The 25,792-nt window shown below is 73.3% G+C and carries 25 protein-coding genes; 13 read left to right on the top strand and 12 right to left on the bottom strand.

Translation table 11 applies throughout. The features are described 5' to 3' along the window. The first annotated feature begins 46 nt into the window (after positions 1–46). Positions 47–475: an SRPBCC family protein gene (locus tag BMW78_RS05380; protein ID WP_091757147.1), complete on the top strand. Its 429-nt coding sequence runs from the start codon at positions 47–49 to the stop codon at positions 473–475. Here BMW78_RS05380 and BMW78_RS05375 read toward each other — a convergent pair. After that, positions 462–2,882: a glycoside hydrolase family 31 protein gene (locus tag BMW78_RS05375; protein ID WP_091757146.1), complete on the bottom strand. Its 2,421-nt coding sequence runs from the start codon at positions 2,880–2,882 to the stop codon at positions 462–464. The two genes, BMW78_RS05380 and BMW78_RS05375, sit on opposite strands and share 14 nt — an antisense overlap. A 90-nt stretch (positions 2,883–2,972) precedes the next feature. Between BMW78_RS05375 and BMW78_RS05370 the strand changes: the two genes are divergently transcribed. From BMW78_RS05370 to BMW78_RS05340, 7 genes are all read left to right on the top strand, one after another. Beyond that, positions 2,973–3,527 (top strand): carboxymuconolactone decarboxylase family protein, encoded by a 555-nt coding sequence (locus BMW78_RS05370; protein WP_091757427.1) that lies wholly within the window; start codon positions 2,973–2,975, stop codon positions 3,525–3,527. Between the two features lie 183 nt (positions 3,528–3,710). Continuing rightward, entirely contained in the window at positions 3,711–4,676 is a 966-nt protein-coding gene (locus BMW78_RS05365) for an ABC transporter ATP-binding protein (RefSeq protein WP_091757145.1), read from the top strand. Between the two features lie 8 nt (positions 4,677–4,684). Further along, positions 4,685–5,857 carry an ABC transporter permease gene (locus tag BMW78_RS05360; protein ID WP_091757143.1) on the top strand — a complete coding sequence of 391 codons (1,173 nt, stop codon included), beginning with the start codon at positions 4,685–4,687 and terminating at the stop codon, positions 5,855–5,857. Beyond that, positions 5,854–7,020: an ABC transporter permease gene (locus BMW78_RS05355; RefSeq protein WP_091757141.1), complete on the top strand. Its 1,167-nt coding sequence runs from the start codon at positions 5,854–5,856 to the stop codon at positions 7,018–7,020. The genes BMW78_RS05360 and BMW78_RS05355 overlap by 4 nt, the downstream gene beginning before the upstream one ends. A gap of 51 nt (positions 7,021–7,071) precedes the next feature. Beyond that, complete coding sequence (locus BMW78_RS05350) at positions 7,072–7,815, top strand: (Fe-S)-binding protein (RefSeq protein ID WP_091757139.1); 744 nt, start codon at positions 7,072–7,074, stop codon at positions 7,813–7,815. A gap of 14 nt (positions 7,816–7,829) precedes the next feature. Beyond that, positions 7,830–9,320: a LutB/LldF family L-lactate oxidation iron-sulfur protein gene (locus tag BMW78_RS05345; RefSeq protein ID WP_091757425.1), complete on the top strand. Its 1,491-nt coding sequence runs from the start codon at positions 7,830–7,832 to the stop codon at positions 9,318–9,320. Beyond that, positions 9,317–9,967: a LutC/YkgG family protein gene (locus tag BMW78_RS05340; protein WP_091757424.1), complete on the top strand. Its 651-nt coding sequence runs from the start codon at positions 9,317–9,319 to the stop codon at positions 9,965–9,967. Before BMW78_RS05345 ends, BMW78_RS05340 begins: the two co-directional genes overlap by 4 nt. Positions 9,968–10,005: 38 nt before the next feature. Here the strand turns inward: BMW78_RS05340 and BMW78_RS05335 are convergent, their stop codons facing one another. The 5 genes from BMW78_RS05335 to BMW78_RS05315 form a co-directional block, all read right to left on the bottom strand. Then, on the bottom strand, positions 10,006–10,284 hold the full coding sequence (locus BMW78_RS05335; RefSeq protein WP_091757137.1) for an ANTAR domain-containing protein: 279 nt from the start codon (positions 10,282–10,284) through the stop codon (positions 10,006–10,008). Between the two features lie 279 nt (positions 10,285–10,563). Next, positions 10,564–11,148, bottom strand: coding sequence for a GTP-binding protein (locus BMW78_RS05330; RefSeq protein ID WP_091757135.1), 585 nt, complete (start codon positions 11,146–11,148; stop codon positions 10,564–10,566). Beyond that, on the bottom strand, positions 11,129–11,500 hold the full coding sequence (locus tag BMW78_RS05325) for a DUF742 domain-containing protein (protein WP_091757133.1): 372 nt from the start codon (positions 11,498–11,500) through the stop codon (positions 11,129–11,131). The genes BMW78_RS05330 and BMW78_RS05325 overlap by 20 nt, the downstream gene beginning before the upstream one ends. Positions 11,501–11,503: 3 nt before the next feature. Continuing rightward, the gene (locus tag BMW78_RS05320; protein ID WP_091757131.1) at positions 11,504–11,923 is read right to left on the bottom strand and encodes a roadblock/LC7 domain-containing protein; all 420 of its coding nucleotides are present in this window, start codon (positions 11,921–11,923) and stop codon (positions 11,504–11,506) included. After that, entirely contained in the window at positions 11,910–15,425 is a 3,516-nt protein-coding gene (locus BMW78_RS05315) for a sensor histidine kinase (protein ID WP_091757129.1), read from the bottom strand. Before BMW78_RS05315 ends, BMW78_RS05320 begins: the two co-directional genes overlap by 14 nt. Positions 15,426–15,781: 356 nt before the next feature. Between BMW78_RS05315 and BMW78_RS05310 the strand changes: the two genes are divergently transcribed. Next, the gene (locus BMW78_RS05310) at positions 15,782–16,090 is read left to right on the top strand and encodes a DUF2795 domain-containing protein (protein WP_091757128.1); all 309 of its coding nucleotides are present in this window, start codon (positions 15,782–15,784) and stop codon (positions 16,088–16,090) included. Positions 16,091–16,289: 199 nt separating this feature from the next. Here the strand turns inward: BMW78_RS05310 and BMW78_RS05305 are convergent, their stop codons facing one another. Continuing rightward, on the bottom strand, positions 16,290–17,150 hold the full coding sequence (locus BMW78_RS05305) for a sigma-70 family RNA polymerase sigma factor (protein WP_091757126.1): 861 nt from the start codon (positions 17,148–17,150) through the stop codon (positions 16,290–16,292). A gap of 242 nt (positions 17,151–17,392) precedes the next feature. Here BMW78_RS05305 and BMW78_RS05300 point away from each other — a divergent pair, with 242 nt between their 5' ends. Next, a complete protein-coding gene (locus tag BMW78_RS05300; RefSeq protein ID WP_091757124.1) occupies positions 17,393–18,118 on the top strand; it encodes a PAS and ANTAR domain-containing protein in 726 nt (241 codons plus the stop codon). Here BMW78_RS05300 and idi read toward each other — a convergent pair. The 4 genes from idi to BMW78_RS05280 are packed head-to-tail and all read right to left on the bottom strand — an operon-like array spanning position 18,115 to position 21,370. Next, complete coding sequence (gene idi / locus BMW78_RS05295) at positions 18,115–18,726, bottom strand: isopentenyl-diphosphate Delta-isomerase (protein ID WP_218144238.1); 612 nt, start codon at positions 18,724–18,726, stop codon at positions 18,115–18,117. The genes BMW78_RS05300 and idi overlap by 4 nt on opposite strands. Continuing rightward, positions 18,723–19,778 (bottom strand): NAD(P)/FAD-dependent oxidoreductase, encoded by a 1,056-nt coding sequence (locus BMW78_RS05290; RefSeq protein ID WP_091757123.1) that lies wholly within the window; start codon positions 19,776–19,778, stop codon positions 18,723–18,725. Before BMW78_RS05290 ends, idi begins: the two co-directional genes overlap by 4 nt. Continuing rightward, positions 19,771–20,298 (bottom strand): isoprenylcysteine carboxyl methyltransferase family protein, encoded by a 528-nt coding sequence (locus BMW78_RS05285; protein ID WP_091757121.1) that lies wholly within the window; start codon positions 20,296–20,298, stop codon positions 19,771–19,773. Before BMW78_RS05285 ends, BMW78_RS05290 begins: the two co-directional genes overlap by 8 nt. Before the next feature lie 4 nt (positions 20,299–20,302). Next, entirely contained in the window at positions 20,303–21,370 is a 1,068-nt protein-coding gene (locus BMW78_RS05280) for a type III polyketide synthase (RefSeq protein WP_091757119.1), read from the bottom strand. A gap of 85 nt (positions 21,371–21,455) precedes the next feature. On the opposite strand from BMW78_RS05280, the gene BMW78_RS05275 reads away from it, so the two are divergent. From BMW78_RS05275 to BMW78_RS05265, 3 genes are all read left to right on the top strand, one after another. Further along, positions 21,456–22,268: a UbiA family prenyltransferase gene (locus BMW78_RS05275; RefSeq protein ID WP_218144237.1), complete on the top strand. Its 813-nt coding sequence runs from the start codon at positions 21,456–21,458 to the stop codon at positions 22,266–22,268. A 96-nt stretch (positions 22,269–22,364) separates the two neighbouring features. Beyond that, entirely contained in the window at positions 22,365–23,321 is a 957-nt protein-coding gene (locus BMW78_RS05270; RefSeq protein ID WP_091757117.1) for an SDR family NAD(P)-dependent oxidoreductase, read from the top strand. A gap of 8 nt (positions 23,322–23,329) precedes the next feature. Continuing rightward, entirely contained in the window at positions 23,330–24,256 is a 927-nt protein-coding gene (locus BMW78_RS05265) for a ribonuclease Z (protein WP_091757115.1), read from the top strand. 624 nt (positions 24,257–24,880) lie between these two features. Here the strand turns inward: BMW78_RS05265 and BMW78_RS05260 are convergent. Next, positions 24,881–25,702, bottom strand: coding sequence for a sigma-70 family RNA polymerase sigma factor (locus tag BMW78_RS05260; RefSeq protein ID WP_091757113.1), 822 nt, complete (start codon positions 25,700–25,702; stop codon positions 24,881–24,883). Between the last annotated feature and the right edge of the window lie 90 nt (positions 25,703–25,792).

Here is a 25,792-nt window from a genome sequence, read left to right as displayed (position 1 = left end):
CGATGACCACAGAGCTGATGACCGCCCCCACTGCACGGAGGACCTCGTGAAGATCCAGCGCACCGTCACCGTCGACAAGCCACTGTCGACGGTGTTCGCCTACCTGTCCGACTTCACCACGACGACGGAGTGGGACCCGGGCACCGTGCGGACCGTGCGGCAGAGCGGCGACGGGGGCGTCGGCACGAGCTACCACAACACCACGAAGTTCGCGGGGCGCGAGACCGAGCTCGTCTACGTCGTGGAGGAACTCGTCCCCGACCGCCGCTTCGCCCTGCGCGGGGAGAACAAGACCCTCGTCGCGCACGACACCTTGGAGTTCTCCGGTGACGGCAGTCGCTCGACCGTGACCTACACCGCCGACTTCGAGTTCAAGGGCCTCACCCGCTTCGTCGCACCGCTGCTCGCGCCGGCCTTCACCAAGCTGGGCAACGACGCCGAGCGGGGTATGCGCGAGGCGCTCAGCCGACTCTGAGGCTGACCTCGAAGGCCTGCCCGGTGTTGGGCAGGACGAACGCGCCGTCGGTCGCCTCGACCACCTCACCGCCGTGCTCCACCCTCTCCGGGCTGGCGCCGTGGAGCACGAGGCGGAACGACCGGCGGCGGAACTCCGGGTAGCCGTCGCCGTCGACGTCGCCGCGCAGGGTGACGGTGTCGCCGCGCCGCTCCACGACCAGGGTGGTGCGGTAGTGCGCCCCGTCGGCAGCCGCGAGGGTGAGGCCGTCGTCCTCCCGGAGCACGGAGCGGGCGGTGCCGTCGACGACCGGGACCAACAGGTGCAGCTCGACCACCTCGGGGTGGTGGCCATCCGTCGACGCGGGCGCGTCCGGCCACATCGGCAGGACAGCCCCGGCCCGGGCGAAGAGGGGGATGTGCTCCATGGGCGTGTCCACCCGCAGGAAGCGACGGCCCTCGTGGCACTCCCCCGAGTACCAGTCGTACCAGTGGCCCTCGGGCAGGTAGACCTGCCGTGACGTCTGCCCGGCCTCGGTGACCGGCGCCACCAGCAGGTCGGGGCCGAAGAGGTACTCGTCGTCGAGGTCGCGCACCAGCGGGTCGTCCTGGAAGTCGAACACCAGGGGCCGTTGGACGGGCGCGCCCGTCTCCGAGGCGGTGAGGAAGGCGGCGTAGATGTAGGGCAGGAGGCGGTAGCGAAGCCGCAGCGCCTCGCGCACCAGGTCGAGCACGACGTCGCCCCAGGACCAGGGGTACTGGTCGACGTTGCCGATCTCGGAGTGGTTGCGGCAGAACGGGGTCAGCGTGCCGTACTGCATCCAGCGCAGGTACAGCTCGGCGTTGGAGTTCCCGGCGAAGCCCGCCATGTCGGCGCCGACGAAGGCCTGGCCGGAGATGCCCAGCCCGGCGGCCATCGGCATGCTCAACCACAGGTGGTCGAACCGAGACATGTTGTCGCCCATCCAGTTCGCGGCATACCGCTGGATGCCCGCGAAACCGGCGCGCGACAGCACGAAGGTCCGCAGGTCGGGCATGGCCTCCCGCAGCCCCTGGGTGGTGCCCATCGCCATGAGCAGGGCGTACTGGTTGTGGTAGCGCTCGTGCGACTCGCGGCCGTGGTTGAAGCGCATCAGCAGGGGGTCCCTCTTGCCGGTGGCCGGCTCGTTCATGTCGTTCCAGATGCCGGCGAGACCCGACCGCACGTGGGCTGCGTTGAGCTCACCCCACCACGACCGCGCCTCCTCCATGGCGAAGTCGGGGAAGGCGGTGTCGCCCGGCCAGACCTCCCCGATGTAGACGTCGCCGCCCTCGGTCCGACAGAGCACGTCGCCCTCCACGGCCTGGTCGTAGACCCAGTAGCCGGGGTCCTGCTTGACGCCGGGATCGATGATCGTGATGACGCGGAAACCCTTCTCGCGCAGGCGTGCCAGCATCGCAGGGGGGTCCGGGAACGACTGCTCGTCCCAGGTGAAGACGCGGAAGCCGTCCATGTACTCGATGTCGAGCCACAGGGCGTCGCAGGGGATCTCCAGGTCACGGTGCCGCTGTCCCAGTGCCTCCACGGCCTCCTGGGTGTAGCGGAACCACCGGCACTGGTGGTGGCCCAGCGCCCACAGCGGTGGTGGGGCCGTGCGGCCGGTCAGCCAGGTGTAGGCCTCGAGGATCCGCGGCATCCGTGGTCCCGCGAAGATGTACTCGGTGTACTGGCCGCCGGAGAAGTGGAACCGGTACTCCTCGCGGTGTGAGAACTCGTAGGCACCGCGGTAGGCGTTGTCGACGAACGACCCGCTCATCACCCCCGACGGGTAGCTCTGGTGGTAGAAGAACGGGATCGAGATGTAGTAGGGGTCGAACTCGGTGCTCGTGCGGTCGGCCCGCGGGTCGGCCGGGTCGAGCGCGGAGCGGAACTCGGCCGTCGCGTCGGGGTTGAGCACGTCGGTGTTCCAGAGCGTGAAGTCGCGGCCCTTGCGGTTCTGGTGACCGGTCTTCTCCCCCAGGCCGTAGATGGCGTCCTCCTGGCGGCACCGACGCCGCACGGTGAAGGCGTCGTTCAGGGTGGCGTAGGCCCAGTAGCGGCCGTGGTCGTCCTGGGCCGTCTCCACGACCGGGGTGCCGTCCGCGCGGTGCACGTCGAGGCGGAAGGGGTCGAGCCACAGGGAGACGACCATGGCGGCGGTGTGCAGGCGCACGACGTCGTCGCCCCGCTCGAGCGAGAACTGCGGTGAGTCGTCGAGCGGGTCGACGCACACGGCATACGTCGGCTCCTCGTCGAACACCCCGCCGCGGCTGATCTTGACGCGCGCGAGGTCGTCGCGGACGAGGTCGACGCGCACCTGCTCGCCGTGGGCCTGCGCGAGCAGGCCGGTGGAGGTCTCCTCGACGTGGTCCACCCGCTCGAAGCGGCGGTAGCCCTCGGTCTCGATCACAGGTCGTCAGCTCCTCGCTGGTTCGGTGGCGGGTGCGGCGCCGGAGTGCCAGTGGCGAGCATGCCGCAGATGGCTGCCAGACTCCACGCCATGACCCGCCTGGAACCGATCCGTCCCGAGGAGCAGGACGCGCAGCAGCGAGACCTGCACGCGAGCATCACCGGTGGTCCCCGGGCGAACGGTCCGCAGCACTTCGCCCTGACCACGCCCGACGGCGCGCTGAGGGGGCCGTTCAACGCCTTCCTGCTCTCCCCCGGCCTGGGCGGCGCCCTCGAGCGACTGGGGTCGGCCGTGCGCTACACGACGTCGTTGAGCGACCGCACCCGTGAGCTGGCGATCCTCGCCGTCGCGGCGCACTGGTCGAGCGCCTTCGAGTGGGAGGCGCACGAGGCGGTGGGACGGGCAGCCGGGGTCACCGACGCCGAGCTCGACGCACTGCGTGGCGGTGAGGTGCCGACCCTCGGCGACCAGGAGGAGCAGGCGGCAGCCGAGCTGGTGCGCTGCCTCCTGGACGGCGACGTCTCCGACGAGGAGTGGGGGCGCTGGGCCGAGCCACTCGGCGACGCCGTGGTCTTCGAGCTCTGCACCCTGGTCGGCTACTACTCGACCCTCGCGCTGCAGATGCGGGTCTTCCGCGTCGGCTGAGCCCGCGTGATGGCTGAGCCGGCGTGACGGCTGAGCCCGCGTGACGGCTGAGCCCGCGTAACGGTTGAACCGGTGTGACGGATGGTCGGCCCCCGTGCCCGGCGCCACGGACGCGTAGGGCACTTCGACCCTAGGGAGGCCTGCGGCACCGGGCGAGGCTGGGAGCGAACCCGAGGAGGCCGCATGAGCCAGGCTGTCATGACCGAGAAGGCCGTCATGACCCTCGAGGCGAGCGGCCTGACCCGGCGGTTCGGCGACCGCGTCGCCATCGAGGACGTCAGTTTCCACGTCGCTCCCGGCGAGACCTACGGCCTGCTGGGCCCCAACGGCGCCGGCAAGACCACGACCATCAGGGTCGTCTGCGGCCTGCTCGCACCGGACGCAGGAGAGGTCACCGTGGCGGGGCTGCCCGTCGCCGCGACGGCCACCGAGGCCAAGGCCCGCATCGGGTACGTGCCGCAGGAGGTCTCCCTCTACCCCGACCTCACCGCCCGCGAGAACCTGCGCTTCTTCGGCCGGCTCTACCGGCTGCGTGGGCAGGAGCTGCGCGACCGCGTGGAGGAGGTGCTCGAGCTCATCGGCCTCGCCGACCGCGGCGACGACCGGGTCGAGTCCTACAGCGGGGGCATGAAGCGCCGGCTCAACATCGGCGCCAGCCTGCTGCACCGCCCCGAGCTCCTGGTGCTCGACGAGCCCACCGTCGGGGTCGACCCACAGAGTCGGCACGCCATCATGGAGAGCATCGCCAACCTGGGGACCGCCGGCATGGCCGTGCTGTACACGACGCACTACATGGAGGAGGCCGAGCGGCTCTGCGACCGGGTGGGCGTCATCGACCACGGCCACCTCGTCGCCGAGGGCACCCGCCGCGAGCTCGTCGCGCGGGTCGGTGAGAAGGACCGGATCACCCTCTCGGCCACCGGTTCCCTGGCCCTCTTCGCCGAGGCGTGCCGCCGCATCGAGGGCATCGAGCAGGTCGACACCGCCGACTCATCCGTGCACCTGATCGCCACCGACGGGCGCCGACGCCTGGCCCAGGTGCTCGCGGCCGCGACGGTGACGGACACGTCGGTCCGCTCGGTGGAGGTCGAGGAGCCCGACCTCGAGGCGGTGTTCCTGCACCTGACCGGCACCGCGCTGCGGGAGTGAGGCAGGTCGTGCGCACCAGCCCCGTCGTCGTCATCGCCCTGAAGGACCTGCGCCAGCGCCTGCGTGACCGCTCCGCGCTCGTGCTCGGCCTCATCGCACCACTGGCCGTGGCGTGGCTGGTGAGTGCGGCGTTCGGCTCGACCCAGACGTTCCACATGGACGTCGGGGTCGTCGACCGCGACCGCGGGCAGGTGGCAGCGGCCTTCGAGTCGTTCCTCCGCAGTCCCGAGCTCCGCGACCTGGTCACGGTCACCGTGGTGCCCAGCGAGGCGGAGGCGCGCTCGAAGGTGGACGCGGGCACCCTCGACACCGCCTTCGTCGTGCCCGAGGGCTTCTCCAGCGCCGTGCTGGCCGGTGGTGGCCGCCCGCTCACCGTGCTCGGCAGCGTCGACACGTCCGTCGCCACCCAGGTCTCCCGCTCGCTGGCCTCGTCCTTCACCGCCCAGCTCGAGGCCGTGCGGCTCTCGGTGGCCACCGCCGTCGACGCCGGCGCACCGCACGCCCAGGCCGCGGCGCTGGCGCAGGCGGCCGCGCGCATCAGACCACCGGAGACCGTGGCCGCGCAGTCCGCCAGCACCCGCTCGATCGACGCGATCAGCTACTACGCGCCCGGAATGGGCATCTTCTTCATGCTCTTCGCCATCAGCTTCGGCTCCCGGGGCTTCTTCCTCGAGCGGGCGGGCGGCACCATGGAGCGCCTGGTCGCGGCACCCATCACTCCCAGCGCCGTGCTGCTGGGCAAGTCGCTGGCGACGTTCGTCTACGGCGTCGCGAGCCTGGGCACCGTCGCGGTGTTCACCAGCCTCGTCTTCGGCGCCTACTGGGGTCCCGTGCCCGCCGTCGTCGCGCTCGTGGTGGCCCTGGCCCTCGTCCTCGTCGGGCTGACCGCCCTGGTGATCGCCGTGGCCCGCACGGAGCGCCAGGCCGAGGGGCTGTCGTCCATCCTCGTCTTCGGCCTGGTGCTGCTCGGCGGGAACTTCATCTTCATCAGCGCCGCTCCCCCGCTCCTGCGCAGCCTGTCGCTGCTGACCCCGAACGGCTGGGCGCTGCGGGCCTTCACCGACCTCGCGGGAGGCGCCGACTGGACTGCCGCGGTCACGCCCGTGCTCGTCCTGCTCGCCTTCGCCGCCGCCACCGGTGGAGCCGCCGTGCTCCTTAGGCGACGGGTGGTCACGCCATGAGGGCCGCCGTCGCGCTGGCGGGCGCGGAGCTGCGCCGAGTCGCCCGCGACCGCACCTTCCTGTTCTTCATGGTGCTGCTGCCGGTGCTGATCATCCTGCTCATCGGCATCACCATCTCCAGCAACGAGCAGATCCGTGTCGGTGTCGTGGACACCGGACGTGGAGCCCTCTCGAGCAGCCTCGCGCGCGAGCTCGCCGACGACCCCGCGCTCACGGTCGAGTCGCTCGACAGCCGGGCCGATGCCTCCGCTGCGCTGCGCCGCAGCGAGGTCACGGCGGCGGTGGTCATCCCGTCCGACTTCGACGCCGCCCTGCGCGCCGGGAAGCCGGTCACCGTGCCGGTGCTCGTGCCCGGTTCAGCCGAGAGCAGCCAGGCCGCGCTGACGGCGGTGCAGGCGGTGGTGGGCCGACACTCCGCCGCGGTGCAGGCCGCCGCCTTCGCCACCGACCGGCGGCTGGGCTCCTTCGACCAGAACCTGGGCGCCGCGACCCGGCTGCAGCAGTCCAACCAGGCCGTGCCACTGCGCACCGAGGTGGTCGACAGCGCCAGCAACTTCCTGCCGCTGGGCTTCAGCTACAGCGCCCCCACCATGCTGGTGCTCTTCGTCTTCATCAACGCGCTCGCCGGCGGCGCAGCGATGATCCAGACCCGGCAGTACGGCATCCTGTCACGCTCCCTCGCGGCACCCACGCGACCTCGCGACCTCGTCGGCGGTGAGGCCCTGGCCTACCTCAGCCTCACCGTGGGCCAGGCCGTCCTCAGCGTGGGCATCGGGGCCGTCCTGTTCGGCGTCGACTGGGGCAACCCGTGGGCGGCGGCGGCCCTCATCTTCGTGTGGGCGCTGGTCGGCACGGGAGCAGGCATGCTGAGCGGCACCCTGTTCCGCACACCAGAGCAGGCCGGGGCCATCGGACCCGCCATCGGCATCGCCTTCGGCATGCTCGGCGGCTGCATGTGGCCGCTGGAGGTCGTGCCGCCCTCGGTGCGGATGCTCGGCCACGCCACCCCGCACGCCTGGGCCGTCGACGCGTGGGTGGAGGTCCTCTCCCGCGGTGGGGGGCTGACGCAGATCGCCGGCTACCTCGGCATCCTGGCCCTGTATGCCGCCGTGCTGCTCACCCTGGCGTCGCTGCGGTTGCGGAGGTCGCTCGTCACGCCGTGAGCAGGACCGCGCGGTAGGTTGCCGAGAGGCACCGACGGGTAAGGGAGGGCCATGCGGATCGCGCTGTTCGTGACCTGCCTCGGCGACGTGCTGTTCCCCGACGTCGGCAAGGCGACCGTCGCCGTGCTCGAGGGCCTCGGCCACGAGGTGGTCTTCCCGGCGGAACAGACCTGCTGCGGCCAGATGCACACCAACACCGGCTACCAGCACGACGCCGTGGGGCTGGTGCGCCACCACGTCGAGGTCTTCGAGCAGGCGCTGGCCGACGGCTGCGAGGCGGTCGTGGCCCCCTCCGGGTCGTGCGCCGGGTCGGTGCGCCACCAGCACGCGATGCTCGCCCGCCGGGCCGGCAACGAGGCTCTCGCCACCCGCGCCGAGGTGGTGGCGGCTCGCACCTACGAGCTGTCCGAGCTCCTCGTCGACGTGTTGGGTGTCACCGACGTCGGTGCGTCGTACCCGCACCGGGTCACCTACCACCCCACCTGCCACTCCCTGCGCATGCTTCGGGTGGGCGACCGCCCGCTGCAGCTGCTGCGCCACGTGCGCGGCATCGACCTCGTCGAGCTGCCGGCGGCCGACTCGTGCTGCGGATTCGGGGGCACGTTCTCGGTGAAGAACGCCGACACCTCCACGGCCATGCTCGCCGACAAGATGACCGCCGTGCTGGGCACCGGCGCCGAGGTGGTCACCGCCGGTGACGCGTCCTGCCTCATGCACATCGGCGGTGGGCTGTCCCGCCTGCGCACCGGGGTGCGTCCGGTGCACCTCGCCGAGATCCTGGCGAGCCGGTCGTGAGCACCTTCCTCGGTATGCCGCGTGGCCGGGTGCCCGGTCCGCCTGCGGACCCGGCCGTCGGCCAGCTCACCGGCGACCGCCCGTTCCCCGCGGCGGCCCGGTCGGCGCTCGGCAACTCCCGGCTGCGCGCCAACCTCGCCCACGCCACCTCCACGATCCGGGCCAAACGTGCTGCCGTGGTGGAGGAGGTGCCCGACTGGGAGGCGCTGCGCGAAGCCGGGTCCGCCATCAAGGCCGCCACGATGGCGCGGCTGCCCGAGCTCCTCGAACAGCTCGAGGCCAACGTCGTCGCCCGGGGCGGACAGGTGCACTGGGCCCGCGACGCCGCCGAGGCCAACGCGGTCGTCACCGACCTGGTGCGGACCACCGGCGCCGACGAGGTCGTCAAGGTCAAGTCGATGGCCACCGCCGAGATCGGGCTCAACGAGGCGCTGGAGGCCGCCGGGATCACCGCCCTGGAGACCGACCTCGCCGAGCTCATCGTGCAGCTCGCCGGCGACAAGCCGTCGCACATCCTGGTGCCCGCGATCCACCGCGGCAGGGCCGAGATCCGCGAGATCTTCGCCCAGCGGATGCCCGGCGTCGACACCGGTGCCCTGACCGACGAGCCGGCGGTGCTGGCCGCGGCCGCCCGGGCCCACCTGCGCGAGGCGTTCCTGCGCGCCAGGGTCGCCGTGTCGGGGGCGAACTTCGCCGTGGCCGACACCGGGACCCTCACCGTGGTCGAGTCCGAGGGCAACGGGCGCATGTGCCTGACCCTGCCCCAGACCCTGATCACCGTGATGGGCGTCGAGAAGGTCGTGCCCACGTGGTCGGACCTCGAGGTCTTCCTCCAGCTGCTCCCCCGCTCCTCGACCGGTGAGCGGATGAACCCCTACACCTCGACCTGGACCGGCGTCACGCCCGGCGACGGGCCGTCGGAGTTCCACCTCGTCCTGCTCGACAACGGACGCTCCCGGGCGCTGGCCGACGAGGCCGGGCGCTCGGCCCTGCACTGCATCCGCTGCTCGGCCTGCCTGAACGTCTGCCCCGTCTACGAGCGCACCGGCGGCCACGCCTACGGCTCGGTCTACCCCGGCCCGATCGGTGCCGTGCTCACCCCCCAGCTCACCGGCCTGACCGGCGGCGACGACCCCAACGACTCGCTGCCGTACGCGTCGTCGCTGTGCGGGGCCTGCTACGACGTCTGCCCGGTGAAGATCAACATTCCCGAGCTGCTCGTCCAGCTGCGCGCGGAGCACACCGAGGCCCACGCCGAGAAGCACCGCCTCCCCACCCCCGAGGCCGCGGCCATGCGGGCCGCCGCCTGGGTCATGCGTGACGCCGACCGGTTCGCCGCCGCGGGCCGCGCCGCCACCGTCGCACGCCGCGGCATACGGAAGGGGAAGCCGGTGCTCCCGCTGCCGCCGCCGCTGAACGGGTGGACCGCCTCCCGCGACGTGCCCGCTCCCCCGGCCGAGACGTTCCGCGACTGGTGGAGCCGCACCCGTGGAGCCCGGTCGTGACCACGGACAACGCGCACCAGGCGGCCCGCGACGTCGTGCTAGCCCGGCTGCGCGGCGCGCTGGGCGACGACCCCACCGTGCCCACCGTGCCGCGCACCTACCGCCGCGAGGGTGCGTATGCCGCCGGGTCGCCCGAGCTCGTCGACCTCCTGGTCGACCGCCTCGAGGACTACCGCGCCACCGTGGCGCGCACCGGCGCCGACGACCGTGAGATCGGTGTGGCCGTCGCTGAAGCCCTTGCCGCACAGGGGGTTCGGGACGCCATCGCGGCACCGGGCGTGCCCGCGGACTGGCTGCACGGCATACCGGAGCACCGGCTCGACGACGGGTCGGCCACGCCGCGGCAGCTCGACCGCACGGGCGCCGTGGTCACCGGCTCGGCGGTCGCCGTCGCCGAGACCGGCACCATCGTCCTCGACGGCGGCCCGCTGTGCGGGCGACGCGCGATCACGCTGGTACCCGACACCCACGTGGTCGTCGTACGCGTCGCCGACGTCGTCCAGACGGTGCCGGAGGCGCTCGGGCGCCTCGACCCCACCCGCCCGCTGACATTCGTCAGCGGCCCGTCGGCCACCAGCGACATCGAGCTGAGCCGCGTGGAGGGCGTGCACGGCCCCCGCACCCTGGTCGTGGTGCTCGCCGGCTGACGACGAGGCGGGCCTGACGGCGCCGAACGGGCCTCGACCTAGGGGGCGCCGCCCTCGGCGAACAGCAGGAGGGTCAGCCGATGCCGGGCGACGTCGGGGCCGCCCGGGGGCTCGGTCGCCACGGCGACGACGTGGGCCGCGAGCTCGCCCAGCGTCGGGAACTCGGCTCCGGCGAAGGCCCGCATGACCAGCAGGGCCTCCCCGGGGGTGATGGCGAACATGACCGCCAGGATGCCCTTGGCCTGCTCGACCACCGGGTCCTCGTGGATCGTCACGCTGGGCTGTGCGACCGGCTCAGGCGTCGCGTCGGCGCTCACCAGGAGTCCTCTCCGCGGGCAGACCGGCCCGCTCATCGGGTGCGGTCCGTGTCTTGAACCCGCCAGGGCGTGCACGCGAGTCCGCGCCCACGCAGTTGGCCTGGCAGGAGAAGACTGACCCAACCCGGGCCTTCGGGGCAAGTTCCGGCGCGCGACGGGTGGGGCCGTCCTCCGGTGCGCCGGACCGGGCCACCTACACAACCGCTCACGGACACAGCTGTCGCCCGGGCCGAGGACGGCCCGGGCGACAGCGGCGGCGCTCGCGGAGGGGTGAGCCGGTCAGCGGGTGGCTGCCGGCGCCGCGAGCTGGAGCAGCGCGAACTCGGTGATGCGCACGAGGGCGTCCTTGGCGGACTCCCTGTGGCGGGCGTCCACCGTCATCATCGGCACGTGCGCCGAGATGGCCAGGGCCTCCCGGATGTCCTCGAGGCCGAAGCGCTGGGCGCCGTCGAACTCGTTGACCGCCACGATGAACGGCAGCTTGCGGGCCTCGAAGTAGTCGACGGCGGCGAAGCTGTCGTCGAGCCGGCGGGTGTCGACCAGGACGATCGCCCCGATGGCGCCCTTGACCAGGTCGTCCCACATGAACCAGAAGCGGCGCTGGCCCGGGGTGCCGAAGAGGTAGAGGACGAGGTCCTCGGAGAGGGTGATGCGGCCGAAGTCCATCGCCACGGTGGTGGAGGTCTTGGACTGCACCTGCTCGATGTCGTCGACACCCTCCGACACGTTCGTCACGAGGGCCTCGGTGCGCAGGGGGTCGATCTCGGAGACGGTGCCCACGAAGGTGGTTTTGCCGACGCCGAATCCGCCCGCCACGACGATCTTCGTCGAGGCACTGGAGCGGCTAGAGGGCGCGAAGTCCACTGAGGGTCCTTTCGATGAGGTCACGACGTTCGTCGGTGGAGCTGTTCTCGGTGAGGGTGGCCTGGGTGCGCAGGTGGCCGGCGGCGACGAGGTCACCGATGAGCACCCGGGCGACGCCGAGCGGGACCGACAGCTTGGCCGAGATCTCCGCGACGGACTGGGGTTCGGCGCACAGTGCGATGATCCGTCCGGCCATGTCGCCGGCCGGCCAGGTCCGCTCGCGCGCGGAGGGCTGCAGGACGAGCGTCGCCTCGATCGGCAGCTCGACGGCGGCCTGGGTGCGCCCCGCGGTCAGGAAGTAGGGCCTGACCAGGTTCGGACCCTTCGGCTCGATGATGTCCTCGGGCGTCATGGCCTACCCCGACATGTTCGACCGGGCGGATGCGTCGATCATCCGCCCGACCCGGTCGACGAGGACCGCCATCTCGTAACCGACCTGGCCGATGTCCGAGTCGGTGCCGGTGAGCGCGGCGAGGTGCGAGCCGTCACCGACGCTCATGAGGAGCAGGTACCCGAGCTCCATCTCGATGACGGACTGGAGCACCGTGCCACCCTCGAACAGCCGGGCTGCACCTGCTGCCAGGCTGGCCATGCCGGAGGCCACGGCGGCCATCTGCTCGGCGCGGTCGGCCGGCAGCTGCTCGCTGGCAGCCATGGGCAGGCCGTCGGCCGAGACGAGGATCGCGTGCGAGACCCCGGGGGTCTCGGCAGCGAACTTCGACACGAGCCAGTCGTACTGGCCCTGCGTCTGGGCTGCGGTCTCAGTGGGGAACATCGGCTTCCTCTCGGTCGGGGGTTCCGTTCAGCGGGGTCTGGGAGCGAGCCGAGCTCACACCCGTCTGGTGGCGGTTGAGGCTGCGCCGGATCGACTCCGGGTCGCGGCCTCCACGTGTCGACGTCGGTCCGCCCTCGGCGGCCGGGTCGGTGCCGGGTGCGCCGCTCTGGCCCGGCCGGCGCACCGGCAGGCCTGTCACGGTCGACTCCGGCTGGGTGCCCTCGATGCCTGCCCCCGCCGACGGAGCGCCGGCGGCAGCAGCGGGCGACCAGGACGAATCCACTTGTCCTCCATCGGTGTTGGCAAGCCATGACGATCCCATGGCCCGGAAGATCGGGGTGTCCTCGTGGGACGAGTCGGCCGGGCTGATCCCCGAGGCACCGGGCTGGCGTCGCGGCAGGCCGGTCTCGAGGGTCTCGGCCTCCGTCGGAGCCGGCGGCTCCTGCGCCACCTGCGCGACCGGCTGCGCAGCGGTGGGCTGCGGCGTGCCGAAGGCGTTGAACGGCGTGAAGGGCTGGTCGGTGGGTGCCATCGCGGCCGCGGCGGCGCTGAACCCGGCGTCGCGGTACACCGGCTCCTGCACCGGCTCGGCAGCGCGTGCCGGCAGGGCCGCCACCTGCTCCTCGACCGGAGCGGGAGCGGGGGCCGACTCGGTGGCGGACGGCACGGCCGGCTCCTGGCCGGCCTCAGCAGCCTCAGCAGGCTCAGCGACAGCGACGGCGGGCTCGGTCACCGTCGCAGCGGTGTCGGCCATGACGGCCGGCTCGGTGGCCTGCTCACTCGCGGTGTCGGTCGCCGGCTGGTCGCGGTCGGCGGACTCCCCGGCGGCCTCGTCCTCGGTGGCCTTGGCGCGCGCCTCGGCGAGCTTGGCACGGTGGTCGAGCCAGGCGGTGAGGTTCGCCGGCATACGGTGCTCTTCCTCGGCCTCCGCCTCGGCTGCCGCCGCCTCCTTGCCACGACCCCGGCCCTTGGCCTTGGGCTCGTCGCCGTCGCTCCTGCGCGACGGCAGGCGCAACCAGCTGCGCTTGCCGTCGTTCGCGGCCTCGGCGGCTGCCTCGGCGCGGGTGGCCGGGGTGCCGGTGTGCTCGGTGATTCCGGTCGCCATCGGACGGCGCATCGGCAGCCCGGTCGTGGTGCGCGGCCCCTCGCTCACCGGCTCGGCGGCGGGCTCGGGGACCGGCGCCGGGGCAGGCTCGGCGGCACGGGCGGCCGCCGGCTTGCCGGCCGGGGCGCTCTCGGCGGGGGCGCTGTCAGCGGGGGTCGCCGGGGGCGGAGTCGGTCGCGCCGGCTCGTCGGCCCCTGCAGGGCGCGACACCGCGCCACGGCGCGAGGTCATCCCCTTGAAGGTCCGGGCGGTGGCCTCGGCCCGGGAGGTCGCCTCGCCCGCCGGGGTGCCCGAGGCGGACGGGCCAGCCGGGGCAGATCCGGTGCTGGTGTGCTCGCCGACGCCGCTGGCCATCGGCCTGCGGACGGGCAGCCCGCCCGGGCCCCTGACCGGCTCGCCGTTGGTCACCGGCGGTGCGGCGGGAGGAGCAGGCGGCGCGGCCGGGGACGACGGGCTCGCGGTGTGGCCGTTCGGCTGCACGGGGGCCGCGGCCGGTGCGGCAGAGCCGTTGACCTGGCCGGCGAGGGGCACCGCCGGCTTCTTCTTGGACGGACGGTCGGCGAGCAGGACACCGGGCAGGTGCACCGACACGGTGATGCCGCTCTGGCCCACGTCGTCGTTGCGGCGCAGCCGCACGCCGATGCCGTGGCGCTTGGCGAGGCTGCCGACCACGAACAGGCCCATGCGTCGTGCGGTGTCGGTGGTGATGTCGCCGCCGTCGGCCAGGCGCTCGTTGAGGGCCGCCAGGGTGTTCGGCGGCATACCGAGGCCGGCGTCCTTGATCTCGATGAGCACGCCGCCCTCGGAGGTGCGGGCGCCGCGGATGGTGACGCGGCTGGTCGGCGGCGAGTACGACAGGGCGTTGTCGACGACCTCGGCGAGCATGTGGATCAGGTCGGAGCCGACCGAGGACAGCACGTGGTCGTCGGACGTCTCGTGCATGTCGATGCGCTGGTACTCCTCGACCTCGGAGACCGCCGCACGGACCGCGTCGGCGACCGAGACCGAGCGCGCCCCACCACGACGGGTCGTGGTGCCGGCGAGCACGAGCAGGGAGTCGCTGTTGCGCCGCATGCGGGCGGCGAGGTGGTCGAGGCGGAACAGGCTCTGCAGGCGCTGCGGGTCCTCCTCGTCGCTCTCGAGGCGCTCGATGAGGGTCAGCTGCTGCTCGATGAGCGAGGTGCTGCGGCGCGAGAGCGTCTCGAACATGTGCCCGACCTGGACGCGCAGGCGGGCCTGCTCACCGGCCAGGGTCAGGGCCTGCTGGTGGAGGTCGTCGACCGCGCGGGCGAGCTGGCCCACCTCCTCCTTGGTGTGGACCGGGATCGGCTGGAACGCCGGTGCCTCCTCGCCGTCACGGATGCGGCGGACCGCGTCGGGCAGGCGGTGCCGGGCGATCTCGAGCGCGCCGTGGCGCACGGCGCGCAGCGGGACGAGCAGCGACCGGAGCAGGGCGAGCACGATGACGAGGGACGCGAGCAGGGCCAGGACGATGAGGGCGATGTTGACCAGGGCCTGGGTCCGGTGCTCGCTGGCCTGCGCGCGGAGGCTGGCCTCGAACTCGGACAGCTGCCGGTTGAGCAGGGAGCCGTATGCCGTGTTGCTGCGCTCGAAGGCGCCCGCCACCACGGCGAGCTCGTCGGGGGTCATGGAGCTCTGCTGCAGGTAGACACCGCGGGCGGTGTTCTCGTTGACCAGCTGGCGGATGTCGGAGACGTTCGCCTGGGTCGCCTCGTCCTTGAGGCGGGTGACGAAGGAGGTCTCGGCACCCACGAGCTTGATGGCGCTCAGCGAACCACTGGCGTCATCCTTGTTGGCGATGTTCAGCTGCTGGCCGGTCATGGCCCGCTGGGCCGCGATGGTGTCCTGCAGCGCGACCAGGGTCTTGACCGAGGAGACGTCGTTGAGGCCCAGGTCGCCGATGATCGAGGAGACGAGGCCGGCGGTGCTGGCCGACTTGTCGATGGCGACCGAGAACGCGCCGCTCTGACCGGCGGCCTGGCGCACGCCCCGGCCCAGGACGAGGGCCTCCTCGGTGCGCCGGCGGACGCTGTCGGAGACCGATGACTGGTCCAGGGCCTGGTTCACGTCCTTGACGGCCCGGTCGTAGGCACCGGCGGACGCCTTCAGGCCCTGACCGCCGGGGGCGCTCGAGGCCGCGAGCCGCTGCACGGCCAGGTTGAACTCGGTGACCGGCCGCAGCAGGAGGGTGCTGTCGGCGGCGCGGGCGAACGTGCGCTCCTGGTCGAGCTCGGTCTTGACGCGCAGGCCTCCGAGCCAGAACGCGAGGAGCACCGGCGCGATCAGGGCCGCGGCGAGCTTGCGGCGCAGGGGCCACTGGGAGAACGACCACGCCGCCGTGGGGGTCTGGTCGGCAGCCGACTGCCTTGGGGTCACAGCGACACCTTCCTGATGGGTGCTGGTGGGTCCTGCGGGCCTGTGGGTCCTGTGGGTCCTGCGGGCCTGGTGGGGTTCGGGGGACGAACCGGGGCCCGACGGGTGAAACCTCAAGCGAACGAAACATAGAAGCGCCAGCCACAGCAGCCACAGTCCCTCGCAGTCCGCCTAGACGTTTGGTGGGGGCAAATCGACCAAAAGGACTAGGGACCTCCGACCCAGGATTTTCCGAAGTCTTTACCGGAGCATGGGTTTCGGGTGACGCCGGAGCGGGCATTCCGGCGCACCGACAGGCCCGCACCGCCGCCAGCGGCCGACACCCCGGCGCCAGGCCCGGTGCACAGAGAGGAACGCCCATGACCGCGACGTTGCCGGCCACGCCGACACCGCGACCCCTGTCCCGTCACGAGACTCGCCGCGAGGCGCGCCGCGAGACCACGCACGAGGCCCACTGGCCCGAGCAGCTCAGCCGCGTCCTGCGCCCGACGTGCTTCCCCGCGCGCCAGGACGAGCTGCTCGCGACGCTCATCCGTCACCGGGCGCCGAGCCACCTCATGTGGCGGCTCACCTGCCTCCCCCGGACCCGGCAGTTCGGCTCCCTCGCCGAGGTCGTCGACTACGTCGACGGGCACGCCACCACGGGGACGGTCGCCGAGCCCGTCTGAGCGCCTTCGGTACGAGGCCTCTCAGTACGGGCCCTTCCAGTCCAGGCCTTGAGTACGAGGCTGTCGGTAGGCGGCCACTCGGCCACCGACGACGAGGACGACGACGAGGGCGACGAGAAGGGCCCCGGGCGCTCGCGCACCAGGGGCCCTCACGCCGGGCCTCACGCCAGGTCTGACGCCATGCCTCACGCCATGGCAGTCACGCGCTGCGGCGGTCGCGTCCCTCGTCCGGGACCCGGCCGGCGTTCTCGTCCTCCAGCAGCTGTGCCCGAAGCTGTCGCAGCACACCGGCGAGCAGGCGGGACACCTGCATCTGGCTGACCCCGAGGATGCGCCCCACCTCCGCCTGCGTGAGCTCGTCGACGAACCGCAGCCGGATCAGCTGGCGCTCTCGCGGGCTCAGCGTGGCCAGCGCTCCACGCAGCGCCTCCCGCATCTCCAGGGCGGCGTACTCGTCCGGCGCCTGACCTGCCACCTCCGGCCGACCCTGCACGGTCGTGGGGGTGTCCAGGGAGTAGGCGCTGTAGGCGGCGGCGCCCAGCCGTGCCTCCGTGACCTCGGCCGGCGTGGCCCGCAGGGCCTCGGCGAGGTCGGCCAGGGTGGGCTCGCGGTGCAGCTCGTGGAGCAGCCGCTCCTCCTGCGCCGCGAGCCGGGCCTTGAACTCCTGCAGCCGCCGCGGCGGCCGGACGGTCCACCCGCAGTCGCGGAAGTGGCGCTTGACCTCACCCGCGATGGTGGGCACGGCGTATGCCGTGAAACCGGACCCCGCCCCGGGACGGTAGCGCCGCACCGCCTTCACGAGGGCCAGCCGGGCGACCTGCAGGAGGTCGTCGTACTCCATCCCCCGGCCGACGTAGCGGCGCGCGACCGCCTCCGCGAGGCGCAGGCTCTGGACGACCGCGGCCTCCTCGAGCTCGGCCCGGAGGTGCCGGTCCTGGCACCCGCGCATCCGCGCGAGCAGCTCCTCGACGGCGTCGGGGCACCCGGCGTTCCACGGAGTGCCCGGTGCGGCCGCGAGGTGGGGGGTGAGGGGGGCGACAGCGGTGGTGTTCGGCGGCATCGCACATCCTTCGGTGAGAGGAGTGTGGCGCCGCTGCTGGACCACGAGGGGTACCCGGCCAGACAAGCACCGCTTCTCCCCACCCGCAACCGCAGGACGCGGCACGCGCCGTCGTCGCTCCGGTGTCAGGCGGAGCCCCGTCCATCGCCTACACTCCGCCGTTGGTTGAGCAGACAGCCGCTTCGAGAACGCGTACCGCGTCCGGGGCTGCTGCTCCGGTCAACCATCTCTGGAGTCCACACATGAACGACCGGGAACACTCCCGACCGCGCCCGCACGCGACGGGACCACGTCCCGAGGCCCTCGGGGGCAGCGCGACGACGGCCGACCCGGTGGCCCGCTTCCGCTACGACGCGCTCACCGCGACCTGGTGGTGGTCCGAACAGCTGCTCGCCGTCTTCGGTCACGTGCCGGGAGACCCTCCCCCGACGTACGAGGCGCTCATGGAGCAGGTGCACCCCGACGACCAGCCCCGGCTGCGGAGCACCATCGAGGGCGTGCTCGCCGACGGCGCCGCCTTCTCGTCCCGGCACCGCATCATGACCGTCGCGCAGGAGGAGCGGCACGTCGTGGTCATCGGTGAGGGCGTGCGGTCCAACAGCAGCGTGATCGCCGTCAGGGGCTACCTCATCGACCAGACCGTGCCCCTCCGGCGGGATGTGGAGCAGGAGACCGCTGACGGCATCGCCCGGTCGGTGGCCACGCGCGCGGTGATCGAGCAGGCCAAGGGCGCCCTGATGGCGACCTACGGGGTGAGCGCGGAGGAGGCATTCCAGGCGCTGAGGGCCTACTCCAACCACACCAACGTCAAGCTCAACGCCCTGGCGGCCTACGTCGTCGCCGAGCTCGCCAACCCGGTCCACGCGCACCTGCGCCCGCAGGAGAAGCTGGGCGAGATCCTGGCCGCGGTGACCGACCGACCCGGGCTGCTGCACCACATCCGAAGGGGTGCACCCGCCCAGCCCTAGCTGTACTGACCGGGCACCTGGTCGGCCCTGGCGGCCGGCGGGAGCAGGGCGGGGTCGGCGGTGGGCCAGCGCGCCGGGTCGGGGCCGAGCCGCGCCAGCTGCCCCACCTGCTCACGAGCCCACGGCGACATCGCCAGCCCGCCCGAGCGCACCCCTTCCACCACGTCGGCCCACCGCACCCAGCGGGTCTGGTCCACCTCGGCCGGGTCCGGCGACGGGACGGCGTCGGGCGGGGCCTCCACCACCAGCACCGGGCACAGCTCGTGCTCGACGACTCCCCCCATCTCGGCGCGGTAGGCGAACTGCGGCAGCACCAGCCGGGGAGCCGCCAGCTCGAGGCCGAGCTCCTCGCGAGCCCGGCGTGCGGACGCGGCGCCCACCGGCTCACCGGGCCCCGGGTGGCCGCAGACCGTGTTGGTCCAGAGCCCGGGGAACGTCGTCTTGGTCGCGGCGCGGCGGGTCAGCAGCAGCAGCTCTCCCCCGGCGCTGAAGACGTACAGCGAGAACGCCAGGTGCAGGGGCGTGTCGGCATGGTGGACCTGTGCCTTCGGTGCCGTGCCGACCGCCCGCCCCGTCTCGTCGAGCAGCACCACCCGCTCCTCGGTCACCGGGTCCGCCCCAGCTCCGCGACGGCCGCCCTGAACACGAACGGCGCCGCGGACGCGGCGGGGACGACCGCCCGGCGACCCCACGCGGGCCGCGTGGCCAGCAGCAGCGCGTGGGTGAGGGCGGCATACCGCCACGTGGCGCTCCGCCACGCGGCCTCGTAGGCATGGGGGCGGTCGCGCGCGACGGCGTCGACAGCCGCGCGCGCCTGGGCCAGGCCGAGCGAGATGCCTTCTCCCGTCAGGGCGTCCACGTAGCCGCTGGCGTCACCCACGAGCAGCACGCGGCCCGCCGTTCGGCGTGCGGCGCGTTGCCTGAGGGGGCCGGCCCCGCGCACCGGTGTGGCCGGCGAGGCCTCGCGCAGCCGCTCCTGCAGGGCGGGGAACCCCGCGAGGTGCTCGTCGTAGGAGACGCGAGCGGCGCTCAGCACCGCCACCCCGACCAGGTCCTCGCCGACCGGCGTCACGTACGCCTCACCGGTGGCTCCCCAGTGCACCTCGACGTGCCGGCTCCACGGCGTGGTCGCGAAGTGGCGGCGCAGGCCGAAGCGCCGGGAGGCGGCCGCCTGCCGGTCGAGGCCCAGCCGTCGCCGCACCGGCGAGTGCAGCCCGTCGGCCGCCAGGACGTAACTACCCCGGAGGGTGGGTCCCGCCAGGCCTGAGGGCTCGCTCGTGGTGACCTGCACGCCGTCGGGGTCCTGGGCGAGGCCGGTGACCGCCGCTGCGACCACCTCGACGCCGGAGGCGTGCACGGCGTCGAGCAACGCCTGGTGCAGCGTCGTGCGCCGCACACCCCTGCCCGGGCCGGCCGGGAAGTCGGCCACCGCGCTGCGCGATCCGCTCGTGTAGCGGATGCCCTGCAGCTCCCAGCCGGGCGGCTCCACCCCGAGGGCGGCCAGGGCGGTGACGGCGCCCGGCATCAGCCCCTCGCCACAGGCCTTGTCCACCGGACCGGTGCGCGGCTCCAGGACCGTCACCGACAGACCGGAGCGGACGGCATACAGCGCGGCCGACAGGCCGACCGGTCCGCCGCCCACCACCACGAGGTCAGGCACGGACGGGCTCCGGCTGCAACGCGCGGTCCTCCACCCGGATCCGCACGGTGAGGAGCGCGGCGTTCAGCACCGTGAAGAGCACCGCGGTGACCCACGCGGTGTGCACCAGGGGCAGGGCCACCCCCTCGACCACCACCGCGACGTAGTTCGGGTGACGCAGCACCCGGTAGGGGCCGCGGCTCACGAGCGGCAGGCCGGGCACCACGATGACCCGGGTGTTCCACTGCGGACCGAGGGTGCGGATGCACCACCAGCGCAGCGCCTGGGAGGCCAGGACCAGCGCCAGCATCGACCAGCCCAGCACCGGCAGGAAGGGTCGGTCGAGCCACCACACCTCCGCGACGGCGCCGACCAGCAGTGCGGTGTGCAGGACCACCATCACGCCGTAGTGCCGGCGCCCGTACTCGATGCCACCGCGCGAAAAAGCCCATGCCGCATGCCTTTTCGAGACGACGATCTCGGCGAGCCGCTCCAGGCCGACCGCCACCACCAGGGCCGTGAACCACACCTCCGACGCCACCGCGTCAGGCCTCCTGCGCGCGCAGCAGCACCATCTCGAGGCAGAAGCCCGGCCCCATCGCGAGGAGCACGCCGTGGCTCCCGGGTGCCGGCGGCCGGTCCGCGAGGGTGTCGGCCAGCACGTGCAGCACCGACGCCGACGACAGGTTGCCGATGCGGTCGAGCGACCGCCACGTCACCCCCAGGGCCTCCCGCTCCACCTCGAGGGCGTCCTGCATCGCCTCGAGCACCTTGGGGCCGCCGGGGTGCGCCACCCACCAGCCGATGTCTCCGAGGGTCAGCCCGTGGTCGGCCAGGAAGGCGCGCACGTCGTCGCCGACATTGGCCCGCACCAGCTCCGGCACCTCCACACCCAGGACGATCCGCAGCCCGGAGGCGCCGACGTCCCAGCCCATGGCCCGCTCGCTGTCGGGGTAGAGCCGGCTGCGGCTGGCGAGCACGGCGGGGAGCGTCGTCGCGTCACGCCGCGCGTCACCGACCATGACGACCGCAGCGGCTCCGTCGCCGAACAGGCCGCTCGCGACCAGGTTGGCCGTGGAGGTGTCGTCGCGCTGCACGGTCAGGCTGCACAGCTCCACCGACAGCAGCACCGCGACGTCGTCGGGGTGGCCCACCAGGTGGTCGTGCACCCGTGCCACGCCGGCCGCTCCGGCCACGCACCCGAGCCCCACCAGCGGCACGCGCTTGACGTCGTCGCGCAGGCCGATGCGCGCCGCGACCCGGGCCTCCAGCGAGGGCACCGCCAGCCCGGTGATCGTGGTCGACACCACCAGGTCGACGTCGGCCGGCGTGAGGCCGGCCTCGGCCAGGGCCTTCTCGACCGCCGTGGCACCGAGGTCGACGGCCACGCGGATGAACTCGTCGTTGGCCTCACCGAAGTCCGCCAGCGCGGCATACCGCTCGAGGGGCAGCGCGAGGTGCCGGTGGCTCACCCCGGCGTTGGCGTGCAGGCGCTCGAGCACCGCACGGTTGACGCCTTCCGAGCCGAGGACCTCGGCGAAGGCCCGGGTCACCTCGGCCTGGGCGTAGCGGTGGGGCGGAAGGGCACCGACGACGGCGGCGAGGTGGCTCACCCGGCAACCCTAGGCACAGAACACGCGCGAGCGCGCCTGAAAGCGACGGACTGTGCCGGCAGGGACTTGGCCGTAGGCTCGGCGGGTGCCCCGCCCCAGCCAGCTCGCCGGCCTGGCCCGGGCCTGCCACCCGGGGCCCACGGTGGCCGTGACCACCTTGACAGCCCTCCTCGCGGCGGGCGCCGGCCACACCTTGGCCCGGGGTGCGCTCGTGACGGCCGCAGTGGGCACCGGGCAGCTCACCATCGGGTGGTCCAACGACCTCATCGACGCCGGCCGTGACCGCCTGGTGGGACGGGCCGACAAGCCGGTCGCGCGCGGCGAGGTCACCGAGGCCGTGGTGCGCCGGGCGCTGGCCGTCGCCGGGGTGCTGTGCGTGCTGCTCTCCCTCGCCTGCGGGCTCGCCTCCGCCGCGGTGCACCTCCTGCTCGGGGTCGCCTCCGGGTGGGCCTACAACCTGGGCCTGAAGCGCACCGTCTGGTCCGCGGTGCCGTATGCCGTGGCGTTCGGCGCGCTGCCCGCGGTCGTCACCCTCGCGCTGCCCGCACCGACGGGGCCGCCGGCCTGGGTCGTGCTGGCCGGTGCGCTGCTCGGCGTCGGCGCCCACCTGCTCAACGCGCTGCCCGACCTTGCGGACGACGAGCAGACCGGGGTGCGCGGCCTCCCCCACCGGCTCGGCGCCCGGTGGGTGCGGTGGCTCGCGCCGGCCGTGCTGGTCCTGGCGTCCGCAGCCGCGCTGGTCGGTCCGGCAGGTGCTCCGTCGCCGGTTGCGTGGGCGGCCTTCGCCCTGTGCCTCGTCCTGGCCGCCGTCGCGGTCACCGGCCGGGGCAAGGTGCCCTTCGCCGCCGCCATCGGCATCGCGGCGGTCGACGTCGCGGCGCTGGTGCTCGGCTCCTGAGCCACCACCTGACGCGCCACCTGTCCACCACCTGACCCACTCGGCGTCTCCGGGCGTGGCCGCGCGTTGTGGCCACGCCGCCCGTAGCGTGGCGCCATGCGTGGGACAACGGTCGTCGTGACCGGCGCGTCGAGCGGAGTGGGGCGCGCCAGCGCCATCCTGCTCGCGTCGCGCGGGGCCAACGTGGTGCTCGTCGCGCGCTCGCCCGAGAGCCTGGCCGAGGCGGAGCGCGACTGCCACCGCGCCGAGCCGACGGCCCGGACCCTCGTCGTGGCAGCCGACGTCACCGATGCCGCGGCCGTCGACGCGGTCTTCGAGCGGGCAGCCGATCAGTTCGGCCGGGTCGATGCCGTGGTGCACTCGGCGGCCGCGCTGGCCTACGGACGGTTCGAGGACGTGCCGGCCGAGGTGTTCGACGCCGCGATCCGCACCACGCTCGGCGGCACCGTCAACACGGCCCGCGCCGCGCTGCACCACTTCCGCGACCATGGCGGCGGCACCCTCGTCGTCGTGGGTTCGCTGCTGGGCAAGATCGCGACGCCGTTCATGAGCTCCTACGTCACCGCCAAGTGGGCCGTGCACGGGCTCGTGCGCACCCTGCAGATCGAGGCGCGCTCGGAGCCCGGCATCGCGGTGAGCCTGGTCTCCCCCGGCGGCGTCAACACCCCCGTCTACCGGCAGGCGGGCACCTACCTGGGCTGGCACGGCCGGCCGCCACCGCCCGTCGACTCCCCCGAGAAGGTCGCCCGGGCCGTGGTGGCGGCCGTGGAGCGACCCCGACGCGAGACGTCGGTCGGCTTCGGCAACCCCGTTGCGGTGCTGGGCTTCCGGCTCCTGCCCGGTGCCTACGACCTGCTGGTGACCCCCCTCATGCGGCTCGGCGGCATCTCCCGCGACGCCGCTCCGGCGACACCCGGCAACGTGCTCGACCCCCAGCCCACGGGTGAGGCCGTGCACGGGCCCTGGGACCGGCAATGGCCGCGACCCCTGGGGGCGGGCACCGCGGCCGCAGCGACGGGACTGGCCTGGCTGTCGCAACGTGCCCGACGCTGAGGCCGACGATGCACCAGCCGAGCAGGGCGCGCGAGCTCGTGGTGCTCGGCACCGCGTCGCAGGTCCCGACCCGTGAGCGCAACCACAACGGCTACCTGCTGCGGTGGGACGGGCTCGGCGTCCTCTTCGACCCCGGTGAGGGCACCCAGCGGCAGATGACGCTCGCGGGCGTGTCCGCCAGCCAGGTCGACGCCATCTGCATCACCCACGCGCACGGCGACCACTGCCTCGGGCTGCCCGGGGTGCTGCAGCGGCTCAGCCTCGACGGCGTCACCGGACCGCTGCCGCTGGTCCACCCGGCGGGCGCCGACGAGTACGTCGACCGCCTGCGGTCGGCCTCGGTGTACGACGACCGGCTGTCGGTCGACCTCCGACCCGTCGCGGCGCCCGGCCCCGTGCTCGAGCTCCCGGGCCTCACCGTGCACGCCCTGCCGCTGCAGCACTCCGTGCCCACCTACGGTTACCGGCTCGTCGAGCCCGACGGACGCCGCATGCTGCGCAACCTGTTGCAGGACAAAGGAATCGGCGGTGCCGATGTCGGTCGCCTGCAGCGTGAGGGCATGCTGCGCACCCCGGGAGGCGTCGTCGAGCTGGCGGACGTCAGCGAGCCGCGTCCGGGCCAGCGGTTCGCCTTCGTCATGGACACCGCACCCTGCGCCGAAGCCGTCGCGCTCGCCCGCGACGCCGACCTGCTGGTCTGCGAGGCGACCTTCGGCGACGCGGAAGCCGACGTCGCGGCGGCATACGGGCACCTCACCGCGCGCGACGCGGCGACGATCGCGCGCGAGGCCGGGGCGCGACGGCTGGTCCTCACCCACTTCTCCCAGCGGTACCGCGACACCGCGCCGCTGCTCGCCCAGGCGCGGGGGGTGTTCCCGGACACGGTCGTCGCCCACGACCTCGACCGGATTCCCGTCCCACACCGGGTTCGCTGACCACCGAGTGGGTATGGAGCGCACAGCAGCCCCCACCGAGCCGACGACGAGAGGAATGCCTGCCACGACCCTGCGTGTGTCCTCACCGTCTTCTCCCACTGGGGCTCTCGTCCCCGAAAGGTGTCACCGTGCCCCAAGCCCGCCCTCGCGGTCGCTTCAGCTTCTTCGGTCCGTTCCCGAGGTACTCCACCACCACCCGGAGTGGTGCGCGCGTCTCGGTCGGTGGCTGTTGCCTGCCGCTGCCGGTCGGGTGCCTGACGGTGGCGCTCACGGCCGCAGCCGTGGCTGGCTCGGCGGTGCGCCGCTCCGCCAGGCGCTAGGTCGCACGGGGGGTCACCGTGGCCACGAGACGTGGTCACGGTGGCGTCATCGGCCTGGCCCTGGGGGTCACACCGGACTGGTCAACGAGCGGGTGCGCCCGAGGACCGGGTAGCCCTGCTGCGCGCGGGCCACCCGCTTTCCCACAGGCCCGCCCGCGCAGACCGCGTTGTCCACAGGACTGGTTGTGGAGACGACGGCCTAGTCCCTCGCCCACCGACCGCCCACCCGCTGATGACGGCTCCGGGGGGCCGTGACTAGTGCGTGGCGCGGCTGCGGTCAGGCGGCTGCGTGGCGCGGCTGCGGTCAGGCGGCGCTGTCGGCGTCGAGCAGGGTGACGCGGAGCCGGGCGACGATGCCGCTCAGGAGCCGTGAGACCTGCATCTGGCTCACCCCCACGGACGCGCCGATCTCGGCCTGGGTGCGTTCCTCCACGAAGCGCAGCCGCAGCAAGCCCAGCTCTCGTGGTGAGAGGTCGTCGAGCGCGTGGCTCAGCAGGTCACGGGTGTCGAACCGCGCGAAGTCCCCGCTCTCGGACGCCACGGCGTCGGCTGCGCGGTTCTGCGCGACCGTGCCCTCCAACGAGAGCAGGCTGTAGCCCCCACCGCACGCGCGTGCGGCCTCGACCTCGGACATGTCCACGCCGAGCGCGGCGGCGACCTCGAGGACGCCAGGCTGGCTGCCGCTCTCCTGCGTCAGCCGGTCCTCCGCCTCGGTCAGGGCGACCCGCAGCTCCTGCAGGCGCCGAGGCGGCCGCACCGCCCATCCGCAGTCACGGAAGTGGCGCTTGACCTCGCCGGTGATGGTCGGGACCGCGTAGGCCGCGAATCCCCTGCCCGGCCCGGAGCGGTAGGCCTGGGCGGCCTTCACCAGGGCGAGACGCGCCACCTGCAGGAGGTCGTCGTACTCGATGCCACGTCCGCTGTAGCGGCGGGCCACGGTGTCGGCCAGTTCGAGCGTCAGCACCACGGCCTCCTCCTCGCACCGCTGCCGTCGGTCCTGGGCGCCCGGCTCGTGCGCGGTCTCCAGCAGACGCTCGGCCCGCCGCATCACGGTGTCCGGGTCCATGCGCCGGTGGTCGCGACGCCGCTGCTGGTGGGCCAGGTGGTGGGCGGTCGAGCGGGTCACGATGCGTCCTTCCGCTGCCGGGGAGGGCCGCCGAGCGGTGCCGCTCCCCGGGGGTCCAGCCGAACACGTCTCCCGGGCGTCCGCAACACG

The sequence above is a fragment of the Pedococcus cremeus genome (assembly GCF_900111375.1).
Classification (GTDB): domain Bacteria; phylum Actinomycetota; class Actinomycetes; order Actinomycetales; family Dermatophilaceae; genus Pedococcus_A; species Pedococcus_A cremeus.
This window is presented reverse-complemented; position numbering and strand designations above follow the sequence as displayed.